14 protein-coding genes are annotated in these 16,563 nt (G+C 63.0%); 5 read left to right on the top strand and 9 right to left on the bottom strand.

All coding sequences use genetic code 11. The features are described from left to right. Positions 1–70: 70 nt before the first annotated feature. The 4 genes from gap to secG all read left to right on the top strand — a co-directional run bounded on the left by gap (position 71) and on the right by secG (position 3,831). Positions 71–1,078: a type I glyceraldehyde-3-phosphate dehydrogenase gene (gene gap / locus CCICO_RS06045; protein ID WP_018019767.1), complete on the top strand. Its 1,008-nt coding sequence runs from the start codon at positions 71–73 to the stop codon at positions 1,076–1,078. 239 nt (positions 1,079–1,317) lie between these two features. Then, positions 1,318–2,529 (top strand): phosphoglycerate kinase, encoded by a 1,212-nt coding sequence (gene pgk / locus CCICO_RS06040; RefSeq protein WP_018019766.1) that lies wholly within the window; start codon positions 1,318–1,320, stop codon positions 2,527–2,529. Between the two features lie 133 nt (positions 2,530–2,662). Then, a complete protein-coding gene (gene tpiA, locus CCICO_RS06035) occupies positions 2,663–3,448 on the top strand; it encodes a triose-phosphate isomerase (protein WP_018019765.1) in 786 nt (261 codons plus the stop codon). 146 nt (positions 3,449–3,594) lie between these two features. Further along, complete coding sequence (gene secG, locus CCICO_RS06030) at positions 3,595–3,831, top strand: preprotein translocase subunit SecG (RefSeq protein ID WP_018019764.1); 237 nt, start codon at positions 3,595–3,597, stop codon at positions 3,829–3,831. Positions 3,832–3,975: 144 nt separating this feature from the next. Here secG and pgl read toward each other — a convergent pair whose 3' ends face one another. From pgl to tkt, 5 genes are all read right to left on the bottom strand, one after another. Continuing rightward, complete coding sequence (gene pgl / locus CCICO_RS06025; protein WP_018019763.1) at positions 3,976–4,680, bottom strand: 6-phosphogluconolactonase; 705 nt, start codon at positions 4,678–4,680, stop codon at positions 3,976–3,978. 33 nt (positions 4,681–4,713) lie between these two features. Next, positions 4,714–5,697 (bottom strand): glucose-6-phosphate dehydrogenase assembly protein OpcA, encoded by a 984-nt coding sequence (locus CCICO_RS06020; RefSeq protein WP_018019762.1) that lies wholly within the window; start codon positions 5,695–5,697, stop codon positions 4,714–4,716. A 79-nt stretch (positions 5,698–5,776) separates the two neighbouring features. Then, positions 5,777–7,309, bottom strand: a complete 1,533-nt coding sequence (gene zwf, locus CCICO_RS06015; RefSeq protein ID WP_018019761.1) for a glucose-6-phosphate dehydrogenase — start codon at positions 7,307–7,309, stop codon at positions 5,777–5,779. Between the two features lie 196 nt (positions 7,310–7,505). Further along, on the bottom strand, positions 7,506–8,582 hold the full coding sequence (gene tal, locus CCICO_RS06010; protein ID WP_018019760.1) for a transaldolase: 1,077 nt from the start codon (positions 8,580–8,582) through the stop codon (positions 7,506–7,508). Between the two features lie 102 nt (positions 8,583–8,684). After that, positions 8,685–10,775, bottom strand: coding sequence for a transketolase (gene tkt / locus CCICO_RS06005; RefSeq protein ID WP_026161458.1), 2,091 nt, complete (start codon positions 10,773–10,775; stop codon positions 8,685–8,687). Positions 10,776–11,480: 705 nt separating this feature from the next. On the opposite strand from tkt, the gene CCICO_RS06000 reads away from it, so the two are divergent. Continuing rightward, positions 11,481–12,413 (top strand): heme o synthase, encoded by a 933-nt coding sequence (locus CCICO_RS06000; protein WP_026161457.1) that lies wholly within the window; start codon positions 11,481–11,483, stop codon positions 12,411–12,413. 116 nt (positions 12,414–12,529) lie between these two features. Here CCICO_RS06000 and CCICO_RS05995 read toward each other — a convergent pair whose 3' ends face one another. The 4 genes from CCICO_RS05995 to CCICO_RS05980 form a co-directional block, all read right to left on the bottom strand. Next, positions 12,530–13,489, bottom strand: coding sequence for a quinone oxidoreductase family protein (locus CCICO_RS05995; protein WP_026161456.1), 960 nt, complete (start codon positions 13,487–13,489; stop codon positions 12,530–12,532). A gap of 134 nt (positions 13,490–13,623) precedes the next feature. Continuing rightward, entirely contained in the window at positions 13,624–14,613 is a 990-nt protein-coding gene (locus tag CCICO_RS05990; protein ID WP_040357739.1) for a COX15/CtaA family protein, read from the bottom strand. Between the two features lie 130 nt (positions 14,614–14,743). Continuing rightward, positions 14,744–15,514, bottom strand: coding sequence for an ABC transporter permease (locus CCICO_RS05985; protein ID WP_018019755.1), 771 nt, complete (start codon positions 15,512–15,514; stop codon positions 14,744–14,746). 54 nt (positions 15,515–15,568) lie between these two features. Then, entirely contained in the window at positions 15,569–16,519 is a 951-nt protein-coding gene (locus CCICO_RS05980; protein ID WP_018019754.1) for an ABC transporter ATP-binding protein, read from the bottom strand. Positions 16,520–16,563 lie beyond the last annotated feature (44 nt).

Genomic DNA, 16,563 nt, shown 5'->3' with positions numbered 1-16,563 from the left:
GAGTGGGGGAGCACTCCCCGCGGGTGGCTTCATTCGGAGACAACATCCCCAATCTTCAAGGAGATCTTTCGTGACCATTCGTGTTGGTATCAATGGCTTCGGCCGCATTGGCCGTAACTTCTACCGCGCTATCCAGTCGCGCGGCGCCGACATCGAGGTTGTCGCTTTCAACGACCTCACCGACAACAAGACTCTCTCCACTCTGCTGAAGTATGACTCCATCCTCGGCCGCCTGGGCAAGGAGGTGTCCTACGACGATGAGTCCATCACCGTTGATGGCCACCGCATGGTTGTGACCGCAGAGCGCGACCCGAAGAACCTGAAGTGGGGCGAGCTCGGCGTGGACATCGTGATCGAGTCCACCGGTTTCTTCACCGACGCCAACGCCGCCAAGGCTCACATCGAGGCTGGCGCCAAGAAGGTCATCATCTCCGCTCCGGCGAAGAACGAGGATGCCACCTTCGTTGTGGGCGTGAACCACACCGACTACGACCCGGAGAACCACCACGTCATCTCCAACGCTTCCTGCACCACTAACTGCCTCGCCCCGATGGCTAAGGTGCTGGACGAGAAGTTCGGTATCGAGCGTGGCCTCATGACCACCGTGCACGCCTACACCGGTGACCAGCGTCTGCACGACGCTCCTCACAAGGACCTGCGTCGCGCCCGCGCTGCCGCCCAGAACATCGTCCCCACCTCCACCGGTGCTGCCAAGGCCGTGGCCCTGGTTCTGCCGGAGCTCAAGGGCAAGCTGGACGGCTACGCACTCCGCGTGCCCGTGATCACCGGCTCCGCCACCGACCTCACCTTCACCGCTAAGAGCGAGGTGTCTGTCGAGGCCGTTAACGCTGCCATGAAGGAAGCTGCCGAGGGCGAGCTCAAGGGCATCCTTGCTTACTCCGATGACGAGCCGCTGGTCTCCACCGACATCGTCACCGATGCTCACGCCTCCATCTTCGACTCCGGTCTGACCAAGGTTATTGGCGACCAGGTCAAGGTTGTCTCTTGGTACGACAACGAGTGGGGCTACTCCAACCAGCTCGTCTCCCTGACCGAGTACGTTGGTGAGCGCCTCTAAGAGCCCCGGCTCTCTCCACGCCGGCCGGATAGCACTGCGCTGAAGGCCGAGTGGCGTGGACCCTACCTCGCGGCCCCGGGGTGTGCCTCGCGGCACACCACCGACGGGCCGCGTTTGGTTTCACTAGGCTTGACTAGCGAATAAGTGAATATCGACGGCGCCTCGCCCCGCCCCACGCTGGGCTAGCGCCACCCATTGAGACACATTGTGTTGACACATTTTTAAGGAGCTCAGCCGAGATGGCTTTGAAGAACATTCAGGATCTGATCAATGACGGCGTGGATGGCCGCTACGTCCTCGTTCGCTCGGACTTCAACGTGCCGCTGAACGAGAACCAAGAGATCACCGATCCGGGCCGCATCAAGGCCTCCCTGCCCACCCTCAAGGCCCTCACCGAGGCCGGTGCCAAGGTTGTCGTGATGGCACACCTCGGCCGCCCCAAGGGCGAGGTGAACCCGAAGTTCTCTCTCAAGCCGGTCGCCGAGGCCCTGAGCGAAGAACTCGGCCAGTACGTGGCTTTGGCCGGTGACGTGGTGGGCGAGGACGCCCACGAGCGCGCAAACGGTCTCAACGAGGGCGATGTGCTGCTGCTGGAGAACGTGCGCTTCGACCCGCGCGAAACCTCCAAGGATGAGGCCGAGCGCGGCGAGTTCGCCGACCAGCTCGTGGCCCTCGTCCCGGACGGCGCCTTCGTCTCAGACGGTTTCGGTGTGGTCCACCGCGCCCAGACCTCCGTCTACGATGTGGCCAAGCGTCTGCCGCATTACGCCGGCTCCCTCGTGGAGAAGGAAGTATCCGTGCTGCAGGGCGTGGCCGAGGACCCGGCCCATCCGTACATGGTGGTGCTCGGCGGCTCCAAGGTCTCCGATAAGCTCGGCGTGATCGAGGCGCTGTCCTCGAAGGCCGACAAGCTGATCATCGGCGGCGGCATGTGCTACACCTTCCTCGCCGCCCAGGGCCACAACGTGCAGGAGTCCTTGCTGCAGGAAGAAATGATCGATACCTGCAAGGAGCTGCTGGAGAAGTACGGCGACAAGATCGTGCTCCCCGTGGACCTCGTGGCCGCCTCTGAGTTCAACAAGGACGCAGAGAAGAAGGTTGTGGATCTCGACTCCATCCCCGAGGGCTGGATGAGCCTGGACATCGGACCGGAGAGCGTCAAGCGCTTCGCCGAGGTGATCGAATCCTCCAAGACCGTGTTCTGGAACGGCCCCATGGGCGTGTTTGAGTTCGAGGCCTTCTCCAATGGCACCAAGGGCGTGGCCCAGGCGATCATCAATGCCACCCAGAACAACGACAGCTTCACCGTCGTCGGTGGCGGCGACTCCGCAGCCTCCGTACGCGTGCTCGGCCTGAATGAAGACGGTTTCTCCCACATCTCCACCGGCGGTGGCGCCTCGCTCGAGTTCCTCGAGGGCAAGGAACTGCCTGGCGTGGCTGTGCTCGCCTAAGACCGAGCTGTCACCATCCGCCGCAGGCTGTGTGCACACGTGGGCGCATGCCTGCCAGCAGCCCGCGGCGGTCACAAGGGGGCTGACACCCCCTTTTCCCTTCACCCCTTTTTGAAAGGACAATGAACCTTTTATGGCTAATCGCACCCCGCTTATTGCCGGCAACTGGAAGATGAACATCAACCACCTCGAGGCTACTGCCGTGGTACAGAAGCTTGCCTTCGCCCTGCCGAAGGAGTACTACGAGACCGTCGACGTGGCGCTTACCGTTCCGTTCACCGACCTGCGTAGCGTGCAGACCCTCATCGAGGGCGACAAGCTGCACATCAGCTACGGCGCTCAGGATGTCTCCCAGCACGACGCCGGTGCCTACACCGGTGAGGTGTCCGGCAGCATGCTCGCCAAGCTGGGCTGCTCCTGGGCCGTTGTTGGCCACTCCGAGCGTCGCGAGTACCACCACGAGACCGACGAGATTGTTGCCGCCAAGGCCAAGGCAGCTCTCAAGAACGGCATCAGCCCGATCGTCTGCGTCGGCGAGCAGCTCGAGGTCCGCGAGTCCGGCGAGCACGTGAACTTCGTGGTCGAGCAGACCAAGGCCTCCTTGGCTGGTCTGGACAAGGATGAGCTGGCACGCACTGTTATCGCCTATGAGCCCGTGTGGGCCATCGGCACCGGCAAGGTGGCCTCGCCGGCCGATGCCCAAGAAGTGTGCGCCGCGATTCGCTCCGCTGTGGCGGAGATCGCCGATGAGGAGATCGCCTCTGGCATGCGTATCCTCTACGGCGGCTCCGTGAAGGTGGACTCCATCGCTGAGATCGTCTCCCAGCCCGATGTGGACGGCGGCCTCGTTGGTGGCGCCTCCTTGGATGGCGAGGAGTTCGCCAAGCTTGCCGCGAATGCCGCTCAGGCCGTGGCTTAAGCCCCTTTCATGCTTCGACACCCACGCCGTCTACGTGCCGTAGGCGGCGTTGGTGTAAGCTTAAGCATCGTTCATCGGGCGACGGTCGGCCTAAGACGCCGACACGATCCGCTCCGTATCTATATTGCCTAACCCCAAGGAGACACATGGTTCTCGCACTCCAAATTGTGCTGGTTGTTTCCGCACTTCTGATGACCCTGTTCATTCTTTTGCACAAGGGCAAGGGTGGCGGACTGTCCAGCCTTTTCGGTGGCGGCATGCAGTCGAATCTTTCTGGTTCGACCGTCGTTGAAAAGAACCTCGACCGCCTCACCATCCTCACCGCCTTGGTGTGGATTGGCTGCATCGTCGGTCTTAACCTGCTGCAGGCTTACGCCTCCTAGCCGCAGGCGGCGCTAGTTTGGCGCCGCTCGGCACATAAAGAAACGCCGCACCTTATCGCAATGGGTGCGGCGTTGTCCTTTGCCCAGTAAAACGCTGCCTAGTAGAACGCTGCCCGCCTGTTGAGTGGCGAGCCCGATTGCCTCTTAGACGGAGCTGCGGCTGAGCGCATCGGTGGAGACATAGATAGCAGTCTCCTCCACCCCGCGCGCCCCGCATGCCGGCCAGTCCAGTGGCTCACCGCCATGAATCACGTGCGATACCGCCTCGGCTTTCTCCTCGCCAGAGACCAGCAGCCAGACCACGCGGCACGCCTGCACCTGCGGCAAAGACAGCGTCACCCGCTCGGCCGGCGGCTTCGGAGAATCAGTCACAGCGAGCACGCTGGCCTCGGTGGCCTGGGTGGCAGCAGAATGGGGGAAAAGGGAATTGATGTGTCCCTCGTGGCCCATGCCTAACAGATGCAGGTCGATAGTCGCCGGCAACTGCGATGCGTAGTCTTTCGCCGCGGCCTCAAGGCTCTTTTCACCCAAGCCATAGCCATGGATATTGGCTTCCGGAATATCCACGTGATCAAGCAGCGCCTCACGGGCCTGGCCTTCGTTGGAATCGGGATGATCCACGGCCACGGCCCGTTCATCACCGAAGTACACGTGCACCTTGTCCCAGTCCACGGCGTGGTCCTTCAAAGCGGCAAGCGTGCCGATACCCACCGATCCGCCGGTGAGCACGATGTGCGCAACCCCACGGTGGTCGATGGTCTCAGCGATGAGCTCGGCGATGTCACGGGCCGCGCCCGTGCATACGGCCTCTTTGGTGTCGAATTCGCGAATAGCCACAACAGATTCCATGGCGAGCGCTCCTAGCTAGCAGAAGGGAAGAGGTTAGTCGGTACCGGAGGTGGACTCGGCGGTGGCTCCCGCATTATCCGCGGAGCTCTCGGCGGGGTGCACGCGGGAGAGACCGCGCAATGCCTGGCCATAGGCCCGATCCGGGTCGAGGTGCCTGAGCTCCTCGGCGAGACAATCGGCGATGCTGCGGCGGGAGGCAGCTACCAACGCATCGGCAGAGCCGGGCACCGATACCCGCATGGTACGGCGATCCACGGCCTCGATCACCACGGGATCGGCGTCCTTGCGGTGCAGAACCAACTTGAACACTGGGGAGGCTAGACGGGCGAAGGCCTCGGAGTGGCGCATGGCCTTTAGTCCTAGGCGATCGGCTAGCCAGCCGCCGGCGAGCTCTACGGAGGGGGACTCCTGCGGGCCGGTGATCTCCACACCCACGATCTCGTGATAGGGCGGACGATCCAGCGCTGAGGCCACCACACCGCGCCACGTGGTCAATCGCGACCACGCCAGATCGGAGTCACCGGGGGCATAGCTGCTGCGGCGGGCGAAGATGGCGTCATCCCGCGGATCGAAGAAGGAATCCGTGATGCGGCGCTGAGCGATTTGGCCGATGGGATCCTCGGCGGGGATCTCCGGTGCTTGGGAGGGCCACCAGGCCACGATCGGGGTGTCCGGCAGCAGCAGAGGAGTCACCAGCGAGTCTACGTGCGAGGCCAGTTCGCCGCGCACGCGCATCACCACGATTTCGGAGGCACCGGCGTCACCACCGATGCGGATCTCGGCGTCGAGGTTACCGTCTTCCTCGGACTCATCGGGCAGCACCATAAGCACACGGGCAGGATGCTCGCGGGTGGCGTCGGTAGCCAGCTCGATCAGTTCGGTGGTGTTGTCCTCGGTGGAGGCCACGATGATGAGGGTGAGCACACGGCCGGTCATTACCTGGGAGCCGGTGTCGCGGATACTCACGAGCGCCTTGGAGATGTCTCGAGATGTGGTGGAGGGCAGAGAAAAGATCACGGGAGGCTTGTCTTTCCTTCGTTGAAAGTGGCAGCGGACGTAACTGAACCAGGGCGCAACCCCTGGGGTGGGGTGCGCGCTAGGGGCGACGCCAGTGGCGTCCGTCGCGCTCCATCATAGTGTTGGCGGATGCAGGGCCCCACGTGCCGGCGCGGTAATCATCGGGCTGGCCGCGCTGCGCCCAGAACTCGAGGATGGGATCGAGGATCTTCCAGCTCAGCTCCACTTCCTCATTGGTGGGAAAGAGGCTGGCTTCGTCGAGAAGCGCATCGAGGATGAGACGCTCATAGGCCTCGGGCGATTCTTCTGTGAAGGCTTCGCGATAGGAGAAGTCCATGTTCACATCGCGCACCTCCATGGCGGAACCGGGCACCTTCGAACCGAAGCGCATGAGTACGCCCTCGTCCGGCTGTACCCGAATCACCACGGCATTCGGCCCGAGGGTGCCCACGGTGGAGTCCCCGAAGGGGTTGTGTGGCACGTTCTTGAGCACCACGGCGATCTCGGTGACGCGACGGCCCAGTCGTTTACCGGTGCGCAGATAGAAGGGCACACCCGCCCAGCGGCGGTTTTCGATCTCGATGGTGCAGGCAGCGAAGGTTTCGGTGTTGGAGTCAGGATCAAAGCCCTCCTCATCGCGCAGACCAATCACCTTCTTCGAGCCTTGCCAACCGGCCGTATATTGGCCGCGGGCGGTGGTTTTGCCCAGCGGATATACCGGCTTGGCGGCGCGCAGCACCTTCACCTTTTCGGCCTGCAACTCATCGGGGGAAATAGTGCGTGGCTCATCCATGGCCACGAGGGCGAGCAGCTGCAGCAGGTGGTTTTGGATCACGTCACGGGCGGCACCAATGCCGTCGTAGTAGCCGGCGCGACCGCCGAGGCCAATGTCCTCGGCCATGGTGATCTGCACGTGGTCAATAAACTGCGCATTCCAGAAGGGTTCGAAGAGCTGGTTGGCAAAACGCAGCGCCATAATGTTCTGCACGGTCTCTTTGCCGAGATAGTGATCGATGCGAAACACCGCGTTCTCGGGGAAGACGGAATTGACGATCTCGTTGAGCTCCTTGGCGGACTCCAGATCGTGGCCAAAAGGTTTTTCGATGATCACGCGCCGCCAGGAATCGCCCTCAGCTTCGGCGAGGCCGGAGCGGTCCAGCTGGTGGCACACATCAGTAAACAGTGCGGGCGGCACCGAGAGATAAAAGGCCCAGTTGCCGGCTGTCCCGCGGGAGGAATCAATGTTCCTCAACGTGTCGCGGAGGTGATCGAAATCCTCGTCCACGTCGAGATTGCCGGTAACAAACTCCATGCCTTCGGCCAGCCGCTCCCACACGTTGTCGCGGAAGGAGGTGCGCGCCCCGTCCTTGACGGCGGTGCGCACGTACTCTTCGAAGTCCTGTTTGCTCCAGTCGCGTCGGCCATAACCCACCAAGCTAAAGCCCGCCGGCAGCAGACCGCGGTGGGCGAGGTCATAGACCGCGGGCAGCAGCTTCTTGCGCGCCAAATCGCCCGTGACACCAAAGATCACCATGCCGGACGGGCCGGCGATACGCGGCAGGCGCTTATCGTGCGGGTCCCGCAAGGGGTTCGACGGCGGCTGATAGTCCATAACAGTCCTCTTCTGATGTACGGGTCGATTCTTCGCTATTCACTATCCCCAAATGTAGCGCGCGAGGGTGGGCCTCGGGCATCTGTCGCTTCCGTGGGGCGCGGAGGCAAGCCGCTTCATTCTAGGCGGCGCGCGCATAAACCCAGAAACACCGCCTAGGGGGCATATATTCCACTAGGCGGTGTCGCTGATCGCGCTAGATGCGGGCGTCGATCTTCTCCAGCAGGTCATTCCAGCTGTCGACGAATTTCTCCACGCCCTCGCGCTCGAGGGTGTCAAAGACGTCCTCGAAGTCCACGCCCACCGAGTCGAGCTGGGCAAACAGCTCCTCCGACTCGGTGGTGTGGCCGGAGAGCGTCGCACCCTTGGCGCTGGCCTCCAGGGCTGCGTCGATGGTGCCCTCTGGCATCGTGTTCACGGTGTGCGGTCCCACCAGCTCGGTCACATAGAGATCGGCGGGGTAGTCGGGGTTCTTCACGCCTGTCGACGCCCACAGCGGGCGCTGCACCTGTGCGCCAGCAGGCAGATCGGCATCGGCGAAGGACTCCTGGAAAACGTCGTAAGCGCGGCGAGCATTGGCCACTCCGGCCTTGCCTCGCAGTGCCAGGGCCTCCTCGCTACCGATCTTTTCCAATCGGGCGTCCACTTCGGTATCGAGACGGGAGACGAAGAAGGATGCCACGGAGTGAATGGTGGACACATCGTGGCCGTTCTCGGCGGCACGCTGGATGCCCTCGATGTAGGCGGCGATGACCTCGCGGTAGCGGGAGACAGAGAAAATCAGGGTGACATTCACGCTGATGCCCTCGGCTAAGGCGTCGCTAATAGCGGGCAGAGATTCCTCGGTGGCGGGGATCTTAATCATCAGATTGGGACGATCCACCCGCTTCCACAGATTGCGGGCCTGAACCAAGGTGGCTTCCCGCTCGGCGGAGATACGCGGATCCACCTCGATGGAGACGCGCCCATCGACGCCATGAGTCTGCTCAAAGACCTCAGCGAAAACATCGCAGGCGCGGCGCACATCGTCGATAGCCATGGCGTAGACCGCCTCGTCGGCGCCCAATTGGGAGCTAGCTAGTTCCTTCAGCTGCTCGTCGTAGGCAGTGCCAGTAGTCATAGCCTTGGCGAAGATGGCGGGGTTGGTGGTCACGCCCTTGATGGACTTGGTCTCGATCAGCTCGGCGAGGTTGCCGGAATCGAGGCGATCGCGGGAGAGATCATCGAGCCAGGTAGAGGTTCCGAGCTCGTAGATGTCATCGATAGTGCTCATGAAATACACACTCTCCTTGAGAGTTCGTGGAATGAAAGGTGCCCGCCACTAGCACCGCGGTGCACGTGCTGCGGTGGTGGGAGGCGGCGGGCACGGGAAGTATTAGTTCTTCAGGCTCTTCTTGGCGGCGGCCACAACGGCGTCGGTGGTGATACCGAACTCGTCGAAGAGCTTCTGGTAGGCAGCGGAGGCGCCGAAGTGCTCCAGCGACACGGCCTCGCCCTGGTTGCCCAGCCACTGGTACCAGGGCATAGCCACGCCGGCCTCAACGGACACGCGAGCGGTCACGGCCGGCGGCAACACCTCATCGATGTAGTCCTTATCCTGCTCGGCGAACCAATCCATGCACGGCATAGACACCACGCGGGTGGCGGTGCCCTCGGCCTCGAGGCGCTGAGCAGCCTCCACAGCCAAGTGCACCTCAGAGCCGGTGGCCATGAGGATCACATCGGGGGTCTCGGCGGATTCCTTGACCAGCACGTAGCCACCGCGGGCCACGCCCTCAATAGCCTTATCCTTCGTGCCCTCGAGCACGGGGATGTTCTGGCGGGTCAGGGCCAAGCCCTTGGGGCCCTTGCGGTACTCGAGGGCCGCCTTCCACGCAGCGGCGGTTTCGTTAGCGTCGGCCGGGCGGAGCATGGACATGTTCGGGATGGCGCGCAGGGAGGCAAGCTGCTCCACCGGCTGGTGGGTGGGGCCGTCCTCGCCGAGGCCGATGGAATCGTGGGTCCACACATAGAAGGCGTTGGTGCCCATCAGGGCCGCCAGGCGCACGGCGGGGCGCATGTAGTCAGAGAAGATGAGGAAGGTACCGCCGTAGGGGCGGGTGCCGCCGTGCAGGGCGATACCGTTCATGATCGAGCCCATGGCGTGCTCACGGATACCGAAGTGCATGTTGCGGCCGTAAGGGCTGGTGGTCCAGGTATCGGTGGTGATGGACTCCGGGCCGAAGGACTCGGCGTCCTTGATCACGGTGTTATTGGAGCCAGCCAAGTCAGCAGAACCGCCCCACAGCTCGGGCAGGGTGGCGCCCAAAGCCTGCAGCACAGCCTCGGAGGCCTTGCGGGTGGCCACACCCTTGTCGTCGGCATCCCAGGTGGGCAGCTCATCGGCGTAGCCCTCGGGGAGGGTGTAGGCCTTGAGGCGATCGAAGAGGGCGCGCTGCTCGGGGTGCGCCTTCGACCATGCCTCAAACTTTTCAGTCCAGGCAGCAACCTTGTCCTTGCCGCGCTCAACGGCCTGGCGGGTGTGGGCAATCACCTCGTCATCGACGGAGAAGTGGGCCTCGGGGTCGAAGTCGAGCTCGCGCTTGATGGCGGCCACTTCCTCCTCGCCCAGGGCGGCGCCGTGGGAGGCGCCGGTGTTCATGGCGTTCGGGGCCGGGTAGGCGATCACGGAACGCATGCGAATGAAGGTGGGGCGAGAGGTCTCCGCCTTGGCCTGAGCAATGGCGTCCTCGATGGCCGCGACATCCTCGCCGGTAACCTCCAGTACCTGCCAGCCGTAGGCCTCGTAGCGCTTGGCTACGTCCTCGGTGAAGGCGATGGTGGTGTCATCCTCGATGGAGATACCGTTATCATCCCAGAACACAATCAGGTTGCCCAGCTGCTGGGTGCCGGCCAGGGAGCTGGCCTCGGCGGTCACGCCCTCCTGAATATCGCCGTCGGAGGCAATGACGTAGATGAAGTGATCGAAAGGAGACTCGCCAGGGGCTGCTTCAGGATCAAAGAGACCGCGCTCGCGGCGAGCAGCCATGGCCATACCCACAGAGGAGGCAAGGCCTTGACCCAGCGGGCCGGTGGTGATCTCCACACCGTCGGTGTGGCCATACTCCGGGTGGCCCGGGGTGAGCGAGCCCCAGGTGCGCAGCGCCTGAAGGTCCTCCAGCTCGAGGCCGAAACCGGAGAGGTACAGCTGGATGTACTGGGTGAGCGAGGAGTGGCCGCAGGAGAGTACGAAGCGGTCACGGCCGGCCCAGGTGGGGTCGTGCGGCGCGACGTTCATCACGCGGTGGTACAGGGTGTAGGCCAGCGGGGCCAGGCTCATAGCGGTGCCGGGGTGGCCGGAGCCGCAGTTCTGGACGGCGTCGGCGGCGAGGACGCGCGCGGTGTCTACGGCGCGGGTGTCCAACTCAGTCCACGTCTCCGGGTAGTTCCGGGTGGTGAATTCCTTCAGCTCGGGGGAAAGGGCCACTGCTTCAATCATCCTTCGTATCAGTGCTGGTGGTGTGACCGCAGGTATCGATTCACTCGACGGGGCAGTGGAGCAGCAATGCTCGGTGTGCTCGCCGTGTGCGGCTCTACCCGCGGCAGTGCGCGGCGGGGCCACGCACAATCGATCACCAGTGTAGTGCGTCTCCTGGCTATGCACCCACACCCGGTAGCGGTGTTTCTCACATCCCGCGGATTCCCGTGCGGCACGCTCGCTCCAGACCCGCGGCACGGCGGTGGCGCCCGCACCTGTTGAGCTCTAGGGGCGTGGCGCTGATTCACCCCAGACGCTCGCGCGCGCTAGGATTATCCTTTTGGTGGTCGTGACCCGACTGTGGCCGCCGCAGCTGCCGCACATGCGGAGCAGGCGGAGTGACACGGTCGGATATGTGCCCACCTGAAGCCGTGTGCGGCGATTCAGCCAAGCGATATCGAGTCAGCCCGGCCTGTGTGCCATCGATAGCTGTGCTGTGTGCCGTGTGCGGTGCGGGTGGGCGGCGTGTGGGAACTTTTTCCTTCTAGTCACCGACTACTCTCTAGTTGTGCTGCGGACGTGTTTCATGCAGCGAACTGAGAACTGGGCGCAGGCCCGCTGCCGTCTCGTCGTCTTCGGCGCGGGGCGGGCAGTGATGCGCCCACTAGGCACTAACCAGCGACGAGCGATGTACACCTGTGGGAAGGCGATTTCTTGGAGACGATCAAGGCTTATTTTGCGCTGACGAAACCCAGGGTGATCGAGCTTCTCCTCGTGGCAACCTTTCCCGCGATGCTCCAAGCAGATCGCGGCTCCATTAACCTCGGCCTGATTCTGCTCACCCTCGTCGGCGGGTGGATGGGGGCCGCCGCGGCCAACACTTTCAACATGGTGGCCGATGCGGACATCGATCAGGTTATGGCCCGCACCTCCACCCGGCCGCTGGTGAAGTCCACGGTCTCTACTCGGCGTGCCGCTGTGTTCGCTTGGGTGCTCACGGTGGCCAGTTTCTTGTGGCTCTGGCTGCTGTGCGGCTCGCTCACCGCTGCAATGCTGGTGATGGTGACCATCGCCTTCTATATTTTCGTCTACACCAAATGGCTGAAGCGGCGCACCCCCATGAATGTGGTGTGGGGCGGCGCTGCCGGCTGCATGCCGGTGCTCGTCGGCTGGGCCGTGATCACAGACAGCATCCCGAATCTAGGCAATGCTCAATGGTGGCAGGCCATTGTGCTCTTCCTCATCATCTTCTTCTGGACCCCGCCACACACGTGGGCGCTGGGGATGAAATATAAGAAGGACTACGCTGCGGCCGGGGTGCCCATGCTGCCGGTGGTGGCCACCGAGACGCAGGTGACGTGGCAGATCGTGGTCTACACCTGGATCACAGTGGCCACCACGTTGCTCTTGCTGCCCGCCACGGGCTGGATCTACGCGGTGGCTGCGGTGGCCGCTGGGGTGTGGTTCATCATGGAGGCTCATCGCGTACATCGCCTCACCGCCGCGGGGGATCGCTCCAAGCCTTACCGGCTGTTTATTATCTCTAATAACTATCTGGCCGTGGTGTTCGTTGCTCTGTCCGTGGACGCCGCCCTGGGTCTGCAGACTCTCGGCGAGGGGTTCGGCTGGGGCCAGATCCTTTTCTAGGCTTATCGACGCCACCTCGCCGCCACAACCCTGCGCACATGCCACCACCCTCGCGCCCGCCGGATGAACCGTGCGGGACGAGGGTGGTGGTGTGTGAGGTGGCGTCGATAAGCGTGCTAGATCTTGAGCACGATTGAGCCGGTGGTGGAACGGCTCTGCAGGTCGCGATGCGCCTGCGCGGCATCGGCGAGATCATACACGCCGCCCACCCGCACGCTGAGATTGCCGTCGATGATCTCTTGGGTAACTGCCTGGGCCCGACGGGTGAACTCGCCTTCGAGGGAAGTCCACGCGCCGATCGAAGGCCGAGTGAGGTAGATCGAACCGTGGGTGTTCAGCAGCTGCGGGTCGATGGGCTCAACTGGGCCGGAGGCGGCGCCGAAGAGGCACACCACCCCGCGGGGCTTGACCACCTCGAGCGACTCGTGGAAGGTGGCTTGACCAACGCCGTCGTAGACCACATCCACTCCCGCGCCGCCGTTAAAGCGCCGCACCTGCTCGGCGAGGTTCTCGGAGTACCGGAACACCTCGGTGGCACCGGCTTCATAAGACAGCTCGGCCTTCTCATCGGAGGAGGTGACGGTGTAGACGGTGGCCCCGCGCAACCGCGCGAACTGGGTGGCCATAAGCCCCACACCGCCGGCGCCGGCGGTGATCAGGCAGCTATCGCCCTGCTTAAGCGGATACACCCCGTCTGTGAGGTAGTGGGCGGTGATGCCCTGCAGCAGCATCGATGCCGCCACCTCAGGCTCGATGCCTTGGGGCACCGCCACTAGGCGATCCCTCGGCACGGTGGCGTATTCGGCATAGGAGCCGAAGCCATCACACCACGCCACGAGCGTACCGGCGGCGATCTCACCTTGGGGGTCGTAGGCCACCCGACCTGTGCCCTCAAAACCAATCGTCATCGGCAGGGAAGAGTGATAGATCCCTTCGCGATAGTAGGTGTCGATGTAGTTCACGCCCGCATAATCCACGGACACCAACACTTCGGAGTCGCTTGGCTGAGGAACACTGACTTCGCTGAGGTGAAGCACGTCAGGGCCGCCATGTTCCTCTACGCAGATCGCGCGCATGGTGCTGGGCAAAGTGGTCTCAGATGCGGTATGTGCAGTCATAGACTCGATACTAATGAACAACCCCAGCACCGTGTTGCGAGTTGCACTTAACGATGCTGGGGCAGGATGGAGCCGAGCCGAGTTGGAGAGGCTTACGCCTCTGCCGCCTTGTCGCTACGTTGTTCTTGGATGATGGTGCGCTTTTCGTCCCCGCTAGGCGAGCCGGTTACCAGAGCGGAGCCTTGACGCCGCGCGTAGTGGGCGTATACCACCGCCGTGAGCGCGGTACACACCGAGCTCATGCCCACGTGCACCGGCACGGTCCACGCCGGAATAGACCAGTTGTATTGAATGATGCCGATGGCGCCCTGTAGGGCGATCATTGCTACCAGCCAGAAGCCAAGCTTGATGATCTTCAGCTGCGCCTTCACCGCTACCAATGCCACGGCGAGGCCGATGGTCAAGCCCAGGTAGAGATACATCGCGTGGGCGTGCATATTAGCCATCTCCACAATGTCCACCTGCAGGCGATCTTCAGGGTGGATATCGGCGTCACCGGAGTGTACCCCGGCACCGGTGACCATGGTGCCGGTGACCACGGTGATCAGCAACGCCACTGCCGCGCCGGCGGCGAGGCCGCGCAGAGCGGCGGGATAATTAAAGGTCAGTGTGCCGGTATCGGGCTCTTGAATGCGAACGAAGAGCACACCGGCGAAAAAGACCAGCAGAATGGAGGGGATAAAGTGCAGCGCCACCGACCACCACTGCAGGTTGATCAGCACCGAGATTCCGCCGATGATTGCCTGCAGTAAGATGCCGAAGACCTGCACCAACGCGAGATTTCTGATCTCTTTGCGGCGTCCTGCCGAGAGCACCGAAAGCAATAGCATTCCGGCAAAGAGGATGAGCACGAAGGTCAGTAGACGGTTACCGAACTCGATGGCCTGCTGAATCCAAGGGGCCGCCCCAGCGACGGGAACGAAGGATCCCTCGTGACACTGCGGCCACGTGTTACACCCCAGTCCGGAACCGGTAACACGCACGATGGAGCCGGTGACGGTGATGCCGCCTTGGGCAATCAGCGTGCACAGGGCCAAAAGGCGTTGGGTAGTCACGGCGGGGGAAACCTTGCTCAGCCCCATGCGGCGGTTCTGCACGGGCAGCGGCGGCTGTTGGGTCGATGCGGGGGTAGTCACAGTTGTCCTATTTTATTGTTCGGATTGGGTGAAAGAAACTTAGGCGCGGGTGAGAAAAATGAGATGTGATTCGCGTCTAGTCGTGGAACTTAAACCAGCGATTGGCCGCCCACATGGCGGCTGCGGCCCACAGCAGCAGAATGAGTGCTTGGGCGAGTGGGAAGGTGCCGGTAAAGGCCCTGTCGAGGCCGATTGCCAAAGCAACAGAAGGCACCGCGTTGAGCAGTCCGGCGGAGTCCGGATCGAGCATCGCGAACCCGGCTATGCCGATGAGGACAAACCAAATCAGATTGGCCAGCGCCAGTACAGCCTCGGATGAGAGTGTGCCGCCGAGGAGCATGCCGAGAGACGTGGTCACGCACAGCCCCAGAATGAGCGTGAGCGCCGCATAGCCGCTACCGATGCCGCTGCTTTGCCAGCCGAGGGCCACGGCGATGCCGCCAATGAGTACGACTTGGACGATCGTCACCACCACGACCGCGCAGATTTTGCCGGCGATGATGGTCCAGGCGGGCACTCCCGATGCGCCGATGCGCTTGAGGGCGCCGTAGCGGCGGTCGAAGGCCACCGCAATGGCCTGGCCGGTAAACCCAGAGCTAAGCGCGGCGATAGCGAAAGTGATCGGCACCGCGAGCTGCAAGGGATTATCGAGGTCGAATACGTTGACCTTGCTCAGCCCCAGCAGCAGGGCGATGGGGATCACCACGCTGAGCAGTTGCTGCTCGCCGTGGCGCAAGAAGAGCTTGGATTCGATCACCGCCTGAGCCCACACCATGGCCGGCACGGAGGCTCGCTGGGGATCTGCGCGAAAGGTGCCCGCAGGAAAGGGGGTGTGTGCGGTAGTCACTGGCTATTCCTCTTTTCTCAGCTTCGTGTCAACGGTATCCGCAGACGAGTGCGGCTAGGAACGCATCTCGCGTCCAGTGAGGTCTAGGAAGACATCCTCGAGGGTGCGGTGGTTAGTGGACACGTTGTGTAGCAGCACACCGTGGGTGCAGGCGGTGGCGGCGAGTGTTGCGATCAACTCGGGCGTGGCGGCGGCCTGAACCCGGTAGCTGTGCGGACGAACCTCACGAACAGTGGCGCCCATTGCCTCGCTAAAGACGGCGGTGTCGATCGCCACTGCGGTCTCGAAGCTGATGTCCGCAGCCTCCGTGCTCATGGCGCTGAGCTCTTCGGGGGTGCCCTCGGCGACCACGCTGCCGTGATCGATAATCACCACCCGGTCTGCCAGTGCCTCCGCCTCGTCCATGAGGTGGGTGGTCAGGATTACGGTCACACCGTCGGCCTTGAGGCTACGGATGATGTCCCAAACCTGCAGCCGCGATTGGGCATCCATGCCGGCGGTGGGCTCATCGAGAAAGACCAGCTCGGGGCGGCCAATGAGGGCGCAGGCGAGGGAGACGCGCTGCTGCTGGCCGCCGGAGAGGCGCCGGTAGTTGGTGCCTGCTAGTCCCGCGAGACCGAGGGTGTCCATCAGCCAGTCCACGTCGAGCGGCCGAGCCGAATAGGAGGCCACGAGTCGCAGCATTTCGCCCACCTTGATGCCGGGATAGGCGCCGCCGCCCTGCAGCATGATGCCGATGCGACGGCGTACCTGCTCCGGATGGGTGGTGGGATTGAGCCCCAACACCTCGATACGGCCAGAGCTGGGGGTGAGAAAGCCTTCGCACATCTCGATCGTGGTGGTTTTGCCGGCGCCATTCGGGCCAAGTAGGGCGAGGACTTCGCCATGATCCACGCTGAGACTGAGGGAGGCGACAGCCTGGGTGGCCCCAAAGGTTTTGCTTAGCTCCGTGAGAGCTAGCGCGGGGCCCGTGGCCGCCGGACGATCTCTGTGCTCAGTATTCACAACTCGATAGTCTAGGATACCCAGCCGCCGCAGGAGATAACCTG

This window comes from Corynebacterium ciconiae DSM 44920 (genome assembly GCF_030440575.1).
GTDB lineage: Bacteria > Actinomycetota > Actinomycetes > Mycobacteriales > Mycobacteriaceae > Corynebacterium > Corynebacterium ciconiae.
Note: the sequence above shows the minus strand (reverse complement) of the source record. Positions and strands in the feature narration are given on the sequence as shown.

Excerpts from the sequence above, each read along its gene's own strand:
- pgk (WP_018019766.1), top strand. The coding sequence starts at position 1,318 with ATGGCTTTGAAGAACATTCAGGATCTGATCAATGACGGCGTGGATGGC.
- tpiA (WP_018019765.1), top strand. The coding sequence starts at position 2,663 with ATGGCTAATCGCACCCCGCTTATTGCCGGCAACTGGAAGATGAACATC.
- secG (WP_018019764.1), top strand. The coding sequence starts at position 3,595 with ATGGTTCTCGCACTCCAAATTGTGCTGGTTGTTTCCGCACTTCTGATG.
- pgl (WP_018019763.1), bottom strand. The coding sequence starts at position 4,680 with ATGGAATCTGTTGTGGCTATTCGCGAATTCGACACCAAAGAGGCCGTA.
- zwf (WP_018019761.1), bottom strand. The coding sequence starts at position 7,309 with ATGGACTATCAGCCGCCGTCGAACCCCTTGCGGGACCCGCACGATAAG.
- tal (WP_018019760.1), bottom strand. The coding sequence starts at position 8,582 with ATGAGCACTATCGATGACATCTACGAGCTCGGAACCTCTACCTGGCTC.
- CCICO_RS05995 (WP_026161456.1), bottom strand. The coding sequence starts at position 13,489 with ATGCGCGCGATCTGCGTAGAGGAACATGGCGGCCCTGACGTGCTTCAC.
- CCICO_RS05990 (WP_040357739.1), bottom strand. The coding sequence starts at position 14,613 with ATGGGGCTGAGCAAGGTTTCCCCCGCCGTGACTACCCAACGCCTTTTG.